We start from the raw sequence: 13,434 nt of genomic DNA, 5'->3' as shown, positions 1-13,434 counted from the left end.
ACACCTACAATAATATTTAAAATTCATCATTAATATAATTAGATAATATGAAAACCTGCCCAAAATGCAATAGAAAATTAAAAAAAGTATTCCACGGCGAACCGACAGAGGAACTGGCCATTGAATCGTTTGAAAATGAAGTGATAATAGGAAACTGCTGTAATCTAGACAATAACTACTATTGCGAATATTGTGATGAGTTTTTCTGCCTATAGTCCCAAAATGTCCTTATCGGGATTGGCATTCTTGAATAAGTTTATTTTTACATCGCTTTTCCAAGTGAATTTCAAAAGCCCCTCATGAACTGTTTGCAATTCTTCATCTGAAAAACCATCCAAATAATAGATTTTACCCCTAAGGCCAACATTCATCCTGAACTGTATGAAATGTCTGCTTACCATTACCGAAAAAGGATTATAGACAACTATATCGTCAGTGATATATTCAACCAATCTTTCTGTCTCGAATATGTCCTGAGTAATTACTTCAACATCATAATTTGGAAATTTCTCATGAATTAAGTACTCATAATCCATCCTATCACCATGAATAAATATTAGTTTAATCAATATTTAAATTATGGTTAATAAAAATGTGGAGTTAATGAGAGGGGAACCTGAAAAAGCTGTAAAAAAATTAGCTATTCCAATCATGATTTCAATGATTTTAACCGCATTGTACAATATCGTTGATGGAATTTGGGTAGCCGGACTCGGTCCGACAGCTATTGCAGGTATCGGATTTGTAACACCAATTTTTATGGTGTTGAACGGAGCAAGTGTCGGACTTGGAAACGGTGCAACAAGCAGTATTTCAAGATTTATTGGAGCAAAAAACCACGAAAAAGCTAATGAATCAACAACACATTCCTTAGTAATCTTTTTAATAGCTTCAATAATTTTAACAATTATTTTTATATTGGTGCAGGAACCGCTACTTAGAAGTTACGGTGCAACAGGCCAAACTTTAAAAGAGGCATTGGCTTATGCAACACCATTATTTTTAGGTTTGATTGCATTCATGTATTCTAATGGGTGCAGCGGAATCCTTCGTGGTGAAGGAGACATGAAAAGAGCAATGTATGTTGTGGTTGCTACTGTCATTTTGAATGCAAGTTTAGACCCTATATTCATTTACACATGCGGACTAGGATCTGCCGGAGCATCACTTGCAACAATTGTAAGCTCAGCAATTGCAGCTGCCATAATGTTATACTGGATTTTAATCAAAAAAGACACTTATGTTAATGTTAGCCTTAAAAATTTCAAATTTAACTCACATTTGACAAAGGATATTCTAAAAGTTGGAATCCCATCATCACTTGATATGTTAATAATGGCAATTGCAATGTCAATATATCTAATTGTAATTTCACTTGTTGGAGGAGATTACGGGATTGCCACATTCACATCAGGTCAGAGATTATACTTATTTGCAATAATGCCGCTAACAGCAATCGGATCAGCAGTTATTGCAGTATCAGGTAGTGCATTTGGTGCTAAAAATGGAGATTATCTTTCAAGGACACACAAATATGGTGCCAAATTTGGTTTAGCACTCGGAACAGTAATAACCTTGATTTTAGTAATATTTGCAACCCCATTGGCCACATTATTTGCATATACTCAAGAAACCGCCAATTTAGTTCCGGGAATTGCCCAATATCTCCAAATTGTATGCCCAACATTAATTTTAACAGGTATCGGAATACCATCCAGTTTCTTTTATCAGGGAATTGGAAAAGGTACCTACAGTCTAATGTTTACAATTTTAAGGGAAATCATCTTCGTGGTTCCGTTAATATATCTATTCGTATTTGTCTTTAATATGAACCTCATTGGAGTTTGGTTAGGACTATGTATCGGAAGAGCCATTGCAAGTGTTATAAACTATGCATTTGCAAGATACGAAGTTAAAAGAACACGTGCAAAATTTGGAAACTGATTCCGAATTTTTTTATTTGAAAAATATAACACCATTATTATAAATCAGATTAAAATTACAAACTGACCTAAAAATTGATTTAATCACCTTAAATTGCTTTAAAAAATTACTGCTTACTTTATTAACTTCTAATTCATATATAACAATTACAAAATTAATTAAAAAGGTTATACTATGGATAGAAAAGATTACGAAGTTAGAACAAAAGTTATAAGAGAAACATTTAATGATGAAAGGCAGTTAATTTGTATTGAGGATAAAGATGAACTCAAACTTGATGAAAATGTATACTCCGGAGGTGACATTTTTATAACAGATGATGGAGAATTTATTGATTTGGAGTTTCAAACAAAAGATTTTGATGAAAATGAACTTGTAAAATATGTTGAACTCGCTGAAAACCTTTACGAAAAACACGGAAAAAATATTACAATATATTTAATATGTCCAAAAGGAATTAATGTCAGCGTTAGAGAATGTGACATAAAATCAGAAGCCACATTTACAATCAAGTTAGCATGCATTCCCGAAGATCCATGCGAAATGGTTTTAAAACATATAAAAGACAAAATAAAAAGAAATGAAATACTCAATGGCGATGACCTTCACGCATTGTCAATGCTTCAGGTAGTGTGTAGAAAAGAAGACCGTAATTATTATAGAAGAGAGTATTTTAAAATAATTAATAGATTACAGTATTAATTATTTATTCCATTTTAAAATTGTTTTACCAAATTTAGAAATATAATCTTTATCAAAGGCTTCTTTAAGGTCATCCAAAGAGTTTATTTCACATATGTTGGTAATAAGTTTTTCCAGATAAGTGAACAATCGAGGATTTTTGGAAAGGATATTAACAACACCTACAAAATCCTCCCTTTCAGATCTGCTGTTTCCCTGAACAGTCAGTCCTTTTTCTAAAACTAGACGAGTATTAACCGGAATAGGATATTCGCTTACGCCAAATAAATTTATTGTTCCCTGTGGATTTATTAGATTTATTATCTGATCAATAGCGGTTTGTGAAGCACTTGAACCTACACATTCAAATCCGTGGTCAACAGTCAAACCATCAGGCACATCATGAATTCTATAAACTTCATCAGCAAAGGAAAACAAATCCAGATTATCCTGATGTTTTCCAAAAATTATTACCTTAGAATCTGGAAACTTCTCTTTTAAAAGCAATGTTGTGATGAAACCCAAGTTTCCATCACCCCAAACACCCAAAACATCTTTTGGAGTAACACAAATCTCTTCAAATTTTGAAATCCCCTGATAAGCAACAGAAATCAATTCTATAAATGCTGAAACATACAGATTAAAATCATCAGGAATTTTAACAACCCTGTCTGAGTCAAGTTTAATCAAATCAGAGGTAAAACCGTCAAATCCGCTTCCTCTAAATTTAGATTTATATGAATAATTCGGCCTACAAACATCATCTCCAAAAGGAGTGTTTGGAATCATTACTACCCTATCACCAGATTTAAAATTATTCTCACTGTCAAAGACAACTTCTCCAATTCCTTCATGAATTAATGCCATCGGCAATTTTTTATCTAAAATTTCAGCAGGCCTTGACCCCTGATAATATCTTTGGTCCGCCTGACAAATTGACAGATATGTCGGCCTTACAACTACACCGTCCAGTTCAATCTCATCAATGGATTCTTCAAAAAATTTTGGAGACTTTAATCTGTAGACAATATTAATCATGATTATCCTCAAGTATTGTATTTGCTAATTTTAAATCATAAGGGTATGTAATTTTAATATTTGTTACTTCTCCATCAACTAGATATACATCTTCACCTTTCAAAGTGAATATTTTACATGCATCTGTTAGAATATTAATTTCATCTTCCGTTAAACTACACATTAATGAATTAAGTTTGTTTATATTAAAGCTCTGTGGCGTTTGGCCTTGATAATAATATGACCTCACAGGGATATTTGAAATTGTCTCACCATCCACACTTTCAACAATAGTATCAGTGGCCGGAACGACAGTATCGCATGCGCCATATTTCTGTGCAGCATCAATATTATCCTCAATGATTCTATGGGTGACAAATGGCCTTACAGAATCATGGGTGATAATAATTGAAGAATCATCTATGCCGAAATTCTCTTCAATATAATTGATACTGTTAATTAAGGTATCATTTCTTGTTTTTCCACCTTCAATAACTACAATATTATCATTTTCACCTATATAATCTTTGATTAAATGATTTGTATGATTGATGAAATTTTTAGGCGTTAAAACAATTATTTTATCAATTTTATTATTTATTACAAACTTTTCAATAGTATGAACTATAACTGGCCTATCACCTAAAGTTAAAAATTGTTTGGGAGTATCAGTACCACCCATTCTTGATCCAATGCCTCCAGCCAAAATTGCTGCAAAAATCATCCAAAATTACTCCTTTTCAAATATTATCATATAATGAGACTTGCCACCGGGAATTTCAGCCCCAATTTCCTCATTTAAATAAACCTTTTTAAGACCATGACTGTTAAATTGCTCCTCCACAATACTTGAAGGAATTTTAACATCTAATGGAGGACCTATCTGCATTTCTACAGGTTTAAAATCCATTATGGCTATTTTTCCGTCATCTTTAATAATTCTTTTTAGCTCCAAAATGACATCATCACAATTATCCCTAAAACCATGAAATACATTAAGCATTAAAACAACATCAACTGATGCATCTTCGACATCAGGAATCTCCTTAGATAAATCTGCTTCGATATTAACCAAATTTTCAATGTTGTTTTCTTTTTTATAATCATTTAAGTTTTTTATGGATTCATTATAACTATCTACTGCATAAACATTACCGTCAGGAAGATAACTATCAATTGCTTTAATAGCAATATAACCGTCCCCACAACCTGCATCCATAAATGTCTCATTACCTTTGAAATTTAATTCATTTAATATTTCATCAGCGTTCAAGAAACTTGCACTTGACTTTCCGTGGTGTTTGTGTTCCATATACATCACCAACATTTCCTTAACTAATACTCTTTAAAAAATAGTATATAATAATTTTCAATGAAAAAAAGAAAAATTGGAGTCATCCACAAATTTAAATTAAATACTAGGAGTAAAGTGAAGTCCAAAATAATTGAAATTAAAAAAAAAGAAAATGATAATTAATCATTTTCCAAAAATAATTAAGATTCAGAAGTCTTTTGGTCAAACCATCCTTTTTTACTACCAATATAATATATCAACAATGCAGAGATTACTGCAACTAGTATATCTGCAAGAGAATCAAACACAGACACTGCTGATGAGAGAGTTCCCAATCCAAGTACAACAACATAGAAACCCATCAAGTTATTTACTGAATGAAGTGCAGCTCCAGCTTCCAACCCATTGGTTTGCCATGCCAGCAGACCAAAAACTAAACCGCTGATTAATATTGTAATTACACCAATTATATTGTATGGATGAAGCATAGCAAAAATTAATGCCTGAACAATAACTGCCAAGATTGGTATTTTAATCCATGATCCGAAAGTCTGCATTAAAAGACCACGGAACATATATTCTTCCGCAATACACTGCAGAGGAATAAGAATCACAGATACTACCAACACTATCTGGGAAACTTGCCCGGCATGACCTTTTGGTCCGTGGATAGCAAGGTCTACTACTGTATAAACAGCATATACTATTAACGGAATAATCAAACATTTAAAATATATTTTCCAATCCCATCCTCCACGTGATGAGGAATAAGAAGAAAATGGTCTGTCATGAACAAGTCTAGAAGCAATATATAATGCTGGTAGAAAAGCAGCAATGGACAAATATGAGAAATACACAGAAGCATCAGAGCTATTTAAAGTATCATATCCTCCCATAACGGCATTCAAGAAATTCATAGGCCCATATATTGTGCTGAAAATAGCCATCAGTATAAATTGAAATACAAACAACAACACAAACGAAACAATGATTGTGAGAATTGGCCTATACCAACGATATTTTTCAAAAGTTCTTCCAAAAGTAACATAATCTGGAAATTTATTTGTATCTTTTTCAAACATGATTAATGTTATTTTGTTTAGAACATATAAAAATTACCAATCAAAAAATAATTTTAATTGAAAAAATAGTCAAAAAATAGATTAATCATGTTATTATTTTTTAAACATGATTAGATAGTGAGATTTGCCTTCAGGAATGTCTTCCCCAATTTCTTCATTCAAATAAACTTTTTTAAGACCATGTTTATTGAATAATTCTTCCAATTCATCCGGAGAACTCCTCACCTTAGTTGGAGGACCATTAGGGACATCCCATGCTTTATAATCCATGATGGCTATTTTTCCATCTTCAGAAACAATTCTTTTAAGTTCACAAACAGCTTCATCAAATTTTCTTGATGCTTTAAACCCATGGAATACATTGACCATCAAAACTATATCAATTGAAGAGTCATCCACACCAGGAATTCCTTCAGTAATATCAGCTTCAATATTGATTAAATTTTCAACATTGTTTTCTTTTTTATATTTTTCCATATCCTCAATAGAAGCATCATAAATATCTACTGCATAAACAGTTCCTTTATGATTATAGTCTTCTAAAACTTTAATGGCATTGTGACCATCACCACAACCCGCATCCATAAATGTCTCATTTCCTTGAATATCCAATTCTTTTAATATTTCATCAGAATCCAGGAAAAAAGCACTTGAAAATCCATGAGCTCTATGTCCATTTTCAGGCATCATCATATTTTTCACCTAAATAATAATCTTTAAAAAATAGTATATAATAATTTTCAATATGATGAATTGTATAAAACGATGTAAAAATAGTTAAAAATGATAAAAAAAAGTTATAAGAGGATTATTTTTTCCAAGTTTGTTTAACTCCTCTTCCTCTTTTACTACCAGGTTTAGTATAACTTCTTTTTTGTCTGGTTCTTCTGTTAGTTCCTTTAACTTTTGCCATATTTTCCCCTCCTTACAATTGATAATAATAAAATTAGAATTATATATAACAAAAAAATATTTGTTTTCAAGATATTTAAAGCTTTTCTTTAAGTGGTGTATTCAGCATTAATTTTAACATAATCGTAAGTTAAATCACAACCCCATGCAGTAGCCTCACCATCACCTAAATCCATGTCAATATTGACAGTGACATTTTTGGACTGCATTATTTTTTCAGCCCTATCAAGATATGGAGTATTCTCAAATGCCAATATTTCACCATTTTTCACAAGATTTACCTCATCCTCATCATCTGCAATAGCTATTGTCACTATATCCGGATTTAAATCACAACCGGAATAACCTATGGCAGACACGATTCTTCCCCAGTTAGGATCACCACCGAATACGGCAGACTTAAAAAGACTTGAGGATATGATTGACTTTGCAGCAAGTCTTGCATCATTTGAATCTTTTGCACCGCAAACATTAGCTTCTATGAATTTTGTGGCTCCTTCACCATCACGAGCCATTTTTTTAGCCAGATCGATGCAGAGATAATTTAATGCCTCCTGGAAATTGGAATCTATTTTTCCGCCTTTTACAACTTCAACACCTGATGACCCATTTGCCATCATCAGACATGTGTCATTTGTACTTTCATCACCGTCAACAACAATCATGTTAAAGCTGATATTAGCTGCCTGTTTTAATGCTTTATTAATTTCTTCAGAAGGAATAATAGCATCAGTTACGATAAAAGAAAGCATAGTGCCCATATTCGGTGCAATCATCCCGCTTCCTTTTGTAATACCTGCAATTTTTACTGTTTCACCAGTTGTTAAAGTGACTTCAACAGCACACTCTTTTGGAAAAGTATCTGTAGTCATGATGGCCTTTGCAGCCGCAAGAGAATTTTCAGGACTGTTTCCCAGTTTGGAAAGTGATTCATAAGCTACTTTTGAAATTACATCAATTGGCATTTCACGTCCAATAACTCCAGTTGAAGATATTGCAATTTCACTTTCTGGAATTTTTAAATCCTTGGAAACTAATTCAACCAAAGTTTCACAATCTTTAAATCCCTGTTCACCTGTAAAGCAATTTGCATTTCCACTATTTACAAAAACAGCGGAAATAATTCCATTTTTTAACACATTTTTGGTATACTTAACCGGAGCTGCAACAACTTTATTTGAAGTGAATACGCCCGAAGCAGTACTGTTTGGACATAATATGATAGTAACTCCAAATTTGCCTTCTCTTGCTCCAGATACTTTAAGATTTTCAATGGCAGAAAATCCCCCATCAAGATTTCTAATAAAATTCATAATTATCACAAAATAAGTTAATGGGAACCGTCATCTTCATTAGAATATTTAGGTTCTCTAATAATGCCCAGTGACTGATTTTCATTATAGTCAATCTGGTCAGATTCATTGTAAGTAACCCCATTAGAATCATTGAGGTTGCTTGTCATTTCAACAGTGACATTTTCAACCTGAGTAGCATTATCCACACTTCCATCATCAAAGCTCAAGGTAACACCAATTCCTGCACCAATGATAAAAGCTACTAATGCCATAATCACGATTAAAACTGTTTTACTACTCCTTTTTCCTTTTACCTGTTGTTTTCTTGGAGGAGCATGACTGCGATTATTAATTGATTTGAAAATACGTTTATTATTTTTTCGACGTTTGCGATTAGATGAGCCATTTCCTGCTCTTAACACTCTTTTATCGTCTTTTTTTCGTCTCATATTATTTTTCTCTTTTTCTTAATTTCCTATGCGACAACTGCATAAACCAAAGCCAGTATTATTCCAACAAAACCGAACATTCCCAATCCTAAAATTGACATAACATATACGAATATGAATACGAATATGAAAACACCAATCAATTTGGATTTTTCATTTTCCACAAGGTTAATTAATGTTCTGGTAAATTCAGATGGGATATTGTATGCATACAGTCCATTAGCCAATTCAAAAACAACTAATGATAATGGAGATGTTGCTTCTATATCATCAACCAATTGGGCTCTCTCACCTGCTTCACGTCTGCTTCTGCCAACACCCGCCCTAATTTTTGCACCGTTATCAAGTGCAAACCAGGCAGCGTCCAATCCTGCACGAATAGCCAAATCTTTTGATGGGAATCTTGCAATAAAATCATCCCCACCTTCCCTATAACCTTCCAGTTCACCATCACACTCTGATTCAATGAAATTCTTTATTCCGGTCATAAGTTCAACAAGTTGGTTCCTACCATGTTTATTAATGAATTTGGTAGAATCGATCAAATCAATGAAAAGATAATTTTCCAAATCGACAGGACGAGATTCCTTAAGTAAAAACGGTTCATCAAAGACCAATGCATATTCCCCTCCAAGTTTTGTAAATGCAATACCCGGAAAAGTTCCAATACTTTGAGTATAATGAATAGCTCTTTCAATTGAAGCAGCACCAGTCATTCCAACAGCTGAAACAACTTGATTACCTTCAGATAAACCAATACCTATCAGTTCAATAGCTACACGAATAGCGTCATTTTTACTTAACATTTTTGCAACAAGTTCAGTTGCGGTTTTTTCGACAATATCTCCTTTTTCATTTTGAATAATCTTATCAAATATATTAATTAAATTAGATGGATACTGAAGTTCAACATAAAGATAGCGGTCACTACCCATAATAATATTGCTTACCAATGCGTATTCTTCTATTTTATTTTCCGCAGGAGTCAATTCATGAAATGTATAATCTGCAGGGATGTTTTCCGCACCGACATCACGAATAAGATTCTGCAAAATAGAATCTGAAGTGATTTCTGCCTTTTCAAGTTCAAATAGGATAGTTTGAGTATAATTGAATAGCTCCACGTATTCAGTCTCTAAATTATTGGTTGGAAAAAATTTTGTTCCAACGGCAATAGGTTTTAGTTTAGTAAATAAACTAATAAAAGACTTAGTTAAAAAACTAGTCATCGAAAGCATCTCCTTTCTCAAGTTCTATTTCAAAATCACCTGGTTTTTCTAAAAGCATATCCGGTTTGACAGATACGAATGGAAATTTCCAAGAACCAAGTCTTCCAGCAATAGTACTTGCAATATTTCTTGAGTTCTTTTTGATGAATACCTCATCATGGGCACTTACACGAACTAAAATATTATAAGGAGCATTTTCAGTTACTTCATCAGCAAGTAAAATATTTAACTCAAAATTACCTGGTTTAGTAAATAAATCATTACGTACAGCAATCAAAGGTTTTTTCTCAAGACCTAACCTGTCAGCAACAGTAACGGAAATATTTCCCGCATTTTTTACTGCAAGCTTATAATCTTTAGGATGAACCAATACAAAAATCACGTATGGAGCTGCAATTTCAACATCATCCACCATTTCTACAATCTTATTAAACATAGGTATTTTTGAGAAAATGTTTTCAAGTTTGGATTCAGTGTTATTAGCATTATCAATACGAATAATTGCTTGTTTAGCTATATTTAATGGAGATAAATCCAATCCTTCTTTTCCAGTATATATTTCCCACTTTTTAAAGTTTAACTCTTTTATAATTTCATCACAGATGTGCTGAAGGATATTTTTATCTCTTTTTGGTTGTTTCGGTTTTCCAAATGTGAGTCTGCCTTTATCGATTACAAATGGAATTCTCATTGAAGAAATATTTCTAAATTCAGCAGCATAATCTCTGAATTTATCATTAGATAATACTTTAGCTTTTTCGCTAGTAGCAATTTCAAGAATAAAATGATCAGCATCATTTCCGGCAGGAACTTCTTCCACGTTTTCACTGTCAAGTAATTTTAAGAATTTTTCTTTATCATCAATATCATGACGAAGTGATGCATCAGCAATAATTACAAATTCATCTTCACTTTCTTCTAATGCTTTAACAGCTGCAAGGATATTAGCCATTTTCGGTTGACCATTTTCATTTTTAACATAATGAGCTACATTAGAAGCATCAACGACAACTTTCATAATATCACCTAAAACTTAACAATTTTTAATTCAGTATAGTATTTATATTTAATTCAATATTTAAATTTATATTTACATTACATTTCTTGGATATTTTCCAAATAAAAACTTTTCGCCACCTACATTATTTAGAAAAATTTCAATTTCATTATCTGATATTTCGTAAACAATATAAGAATTCCTATTTTTTCCCCTTAATTTATTAGATGATAATGACCCGGCATTAACAATCAGAGTTTCGTTAATTTTCCATATATTCGGGACATGCTTATGCCCACATAAAACAATGCCGACTTCATGAGTAGTTAATGTTTTTAAGATATCGCCAGCATCAGATAAAACATTGCGTTCACGACCGGTTTGAGGAATAGGGATTACATGATGATGCAAAGCCACGATAGAAAAATTTTCTTTAATTACACATTCATCCAATTGATGTTCCAACCACATGTGCTGAGGAGTTCCAATATGGCCCCTGTCTTCATCCGGAGAACTGCTGTCCAATCCAACAACAGTGAAATTTTCATCCAAAGTTAATTTCCAGCTCCTCTCACCAATTAGCTCTTCAAAACTTTGATAACCTAAATTACGGGAATCATGGTTTCCTGGAACTGCAAATAATGGAGCTTCAAACATGGACAAATATCTTGTAGCCTGTTCAAATTCACTATAATATCCATTTTCAACTATATCTCCAGTTAGAATAATCATATCGGGATGTAAATGATTTATTTCACTTACCGCCTGCATGAATAAATCCTCATCAAAACTATCTTTACTGATATGCAAATCAGAAATATGTGCAATTACAGTCATTTTATCTATTGATTTAATTTCATGATAGCTTCTGCTAAATCTCCTTTGCATTCTTCAAGTGCAGCTCTTGCTTCATCAGCGGAAACATTTGCACTGTTGGCTACCATTTCAACATCTTCATCAGGAATTTCAACTTCATATTCCAATTCTACTTCACGGGCTTTTCCTTCAATCTGATAAGTTTCCTGACCCATTACATTCATTAAACTTACACTAGGATTATCAATAATTAATTCTTTATCATCGAAACGGATAATTACTTCACGGGCACCTTCAAGGTCTTCCATTTTCATACCCATTTTTTTCATTTGCCTTTCCATCTGTTTCATTTGTTTTTTATTCATACCAGGTATCATAATTAATCCTCAATAAAATAACTATTTATAATTATATTATTAATTATATATTAAAAGTTCGGTAGGAAAATTAAAAAAAAATATGGATTAATCAGTAAATCCATAACCTTCAGTTTCAAATGTCTTTGCAACATCTTTCAACACTTCAGGAATATTTATCTGTTGAGGGCATTCCTCAATGCAACTTTCACATTCACTGCAGTCTGAAGCCAATCCAACATCGGGAAGTTTTGAATAATTCAGATAAGCATTTCCAAGTTGTGACCAAGGATTTCCATCCTTATTAACAATCTTTTCCTTATTGTATAAATCAAAGATTTTTGCAATGTCTATCTCTTCAGGACATGTATCAACACAGTATCTGCATTTTGTACAGTCTACTGTGATGTTACTGTTAATGATTTCTGAAACTTCCTCAAGCATTTTAAGTTCATCATCATTTAGAGGATCTGCATTATTAAACTCGAAGATATTATTTTCAAGCTGTTCAAGATTACTTGCACCGGTTAAAACAACACATACATCATCCAAATTGGCCACAAATCTCATTGCCCATGAAACAACTGATTTTTCCGGATTATATTCTTTCATTATTTTTTCCGCTTCTTCAGGCACATCGGCTAAAAATCCGCCTTTATAAGGTTCCATAATCATTACATGTTTATTGTATTTTCTTGCGACTTCCCAACATTTACGGGATTCGATTCCTTCATCTTCCCAGTCAAGATAATTAATTTGAAGCAAGACAAATTCGAGTTCAGGATGGTCAAACAGAATCTCTTCTAAAAATTCTGCATCCCCATGAGTGGATAAACCTATATGTTTTATAAACCCATCTTCTTTTTTCTTTTGGATAAATGAATACAAATCAACGTTCTTCCAAGCAGTTTCAGTAAATCCACTTACATTATGCAGCATATAATAATCAAAGTATTCCACACCACAATTTTTAAGTTGCTCTTCAAAAAGAGGTTCTAATTGAGATTCTTCAGTGATTACAAATAAAGGCAATTTGGTTGCAATTTTAAATGAATCACGAGGATATCTTTCAACAACACATTTTTTAAATGCCTGTTCCCCTATTCCTTCATGATAAACATATGCTGTGTCAAAGTGGTTGAATCCTGCATCCATATATGCGTCAACCATCTGATTAACCTGTTCGTAGTCAATACTTGTAAAGTCATTTTCATCCAGAAGCGGAAGCCTCATCATTCCCATACCTAATTTATTCATTCAAATCTCCTCACAGTGTCTTTTTCTCTAAGTAACATGAACTATAAAATTTTCAATGATTTTATCATAAATATCTAAATTATTCACATTAATATCTTTATCAAT

The 13,434-nt window shown here is 32.6% G+C and carries 16 protein-coding genes; 3 read left to right on the top strand and 13 right to left on the bottom strand.

Translation table 11 applies throughout. The features are described from left to right. The first annotated feature begins 47 nt into the window (after positions 1-47). Positions 48-215, top strand: coding sequence for a hypothetical protein (locus tag IJL02_RS00720; protein WP_292808099.1), 168 nt, complete (start codon positions 48-50; stop codon positions 213-215). Here IJL02_RS00720 and IJL02_RS00715 read toward each other — a convergent pair. Continuing rightward, the gene (locus IJL02_RS00715; protein ID WP_292808098.1) at positions 210-536 is read right to left on the bottom strand and encodes a hypothetical protein; all 327 of its coding nucleotides are present in this window, start codon (positions 534-536) and stop codon (positions 210-212) included. The two genes, IJL02_RS00720 and IJL02_RS00715, sit on opposite strands and share 6 nt — an antisense overlap. Positions 537-579: 43 nt before the next feature. Here IJL02_RS00715 and IJL02_RS00710 point away from each other — a divergent pair, with 43 nt between their 5' ends. Next, the gene (locus tag IJL02_RS00710) at positions 580-1,944 is read left to right on the top strand and encodes an MATE family efflux transporter (RefSeq protein ID WP_292808097.1); all 1,365 of its coding nucleotides are present in this window, start codon (positions 580-582) and stop codon (positions 1,942-1,944) included. A 174-nt stretch (positions 1,945-2,118) separates the two neighbouring features. Next, positions 2,119-2,646, top strand: coding sequence for a hypothetical protein (locus tag IJL02_RS00705; protein WP_292808096.1), 528 nt, complete (start codon positions 2,119-2,121; stop codon positions 2,644-2,646). Here the strand turns inward: IJL02_RS00705 and IJL02_RS00700 are convergent, their stop codons facing one another. The 12 genes from IJL02_RS00700 to IJL02_RS00645 all read right to left on the bottom strand — a co-directional run bounded on the left by IJL02_RS00700 (position 2,647) and on the right by IJL02_RS00645 (position 13,329). Beyond that, positions 2,647-3,663, bottom strand: a complete 1,017-nt coding sequence (locus tag IJL02_RS00700; RefSeq protein ID WP_292808095.1) for an alcohol dehydrogenase catalytic domain-containing protein — start codon at positions 3,661-3,663, stop codon at positions 2,647-2,649. Continuing rightward, positions 3,656-4,366 carry a 2-C-methyl-D-erythritol 4-phosphate cytidylyltransferase gene (locus IJL02_RS00695; protein WP_292808094.1) on the bottom strand — a complete coding sequence of 237 codons (711 nt, stop codon included), beginning with the start codon at positions 4,364-4,366 and terminating at the stop codon, positions 3,656-3,658. The genes IJL02_RS00700 and IJL02_RS00695 overlap by 8 nt, the downstream gene beginning before the upstream one ends. A gap of 6 nt (positions 4,367-4,372) precedes the next feature. Next, entirely contained in the window at positions 4,373-4,954 is a 582-nt protein-coding gene (locus IJL02_RS00690) for a class I SAM-dependent methyltransferase (RefSeq protein WP_292808093.1), read from the bottom strand. A 182-nt stretch (positions 4,955-5,136) separates the two neighbouring features. Further along, entirely contained in the window at positions 5,137-6,018 is an 882-nt protein-coding gene (locus IJL02_RS00685) for a CPBP family intramembrane glutamic endopeptidase (RefSeq protein ID WP_292808092.1), read from the bottom strand. 93 nt (positions 6,019-6,111) lie between these two features. Further along, positions 6,112-6,711, bottom strand: coding sequence for a class I SAM-dependent methyltransferase (locus IJL02_RS00680; protein WP_292808091.1), 600 nt, complete (start codon positions 6,709-6,711; stop codon positions 6,112-6,114). A 308-nt stretch (positions 6,712-7,019) separates the two neighbouring features. Then, entirely contained in the window at positions 7,020-8,243 is a 1,224-nt protein-coding gene (argJ, locus tag IJL02_RS00675) for a bifunctional ornithine acetyltransferase/N-acetylglutamate synthase (protein ID WP_292808090.1), read from the bottom strand. Between the two features lie 17 nt (positions 8,244-8,260). Next, complete coding sequence (locus IJL02_RS00670) at positions 8,261-8,674, bottom strand: hypothetical protein (protein ID WP_292808089.1); 414 nt, start codon at positions 8,672-8,674, stop codon at positions 8,261-8,263. Between the two features lie 26 nt (positions 8,675-8,700). Continuing rightward, the gene (locus IJL02_RS00665; protein WP_292808088.1) at positions 8,701-9,903 is read right to left on the bottom strand and encodes a hypothetical protein; all 1,203 of its coding nucleotides are present in this window, start codon (positions 9,901-9,903) and stop codon (positions 8,701-8,703) included. Next, positions 9,896-10,921 carry a Zc3h12a-like ribonuclease gene (locus IJL02_RS00660; protein WP_292808087.1) on the bottom strand — a complete coding sequence of 342 codons (1,026 nt, stop codon included), beginning with the start codon at positions 10,919-10,921 and terminating at the stop codon, positions 9,896-9,898. The genes IJL02_RS00665 and IJL02_RS00660 overlap by 8 nt, the downstream gene beginning before the upstream one ends. A 72-nt stretch (positions 10,922-10,993) precedes the next feature. After that, positions 10,994-11,737, bottom strand: coding sequence for a metallophosphoesterase (locus tag IJL02_RS00655; protein ID WP_292808086.1), 744 nt, complete (start codon positions 11,735-11,737; stop codon positions 10,994-10,996). A gap of 5 nt (positions 11,738-11,742) precedes the next feature. Then, on the bottom strand, positions 11,743-12,093 hold the full coding sequence (locus IJL02_RS00650; protein ID WP_292808085.1) for a nascent polypeptide-associated complex protein: 351 nt from the start codon (positions 12,091-12,093) through the stop codon (positions 11,743-11,745). Between the two features lie 87 nt (positions 12,094-12,180). Beyond that, positions 12,181-13,329 (bottom strand): aldo/keto reductase, encoded by a 1,149-nt coding sequence (locus IJL02_RS00645; protein ID WP_292808084.1) that lies wholly within the window; start codon positions 13,327-13,329, stop codon positions 12,181-12,183. Positions 13,330-13,434 lie beyond the last annotated feature (105 nt).

The sequence above is a fragment of the Methanobrevibacter sp. genome (assembly GCF_017427765.1).
GTDB lineage: Archaea > Methanobacteriota > Methanobacteria > Methanobacteriales > Methanobacteriaceae > Methanocatella.
This window is presented reverse-complemented; position numbering and strand designations above follow the sequence as displayed.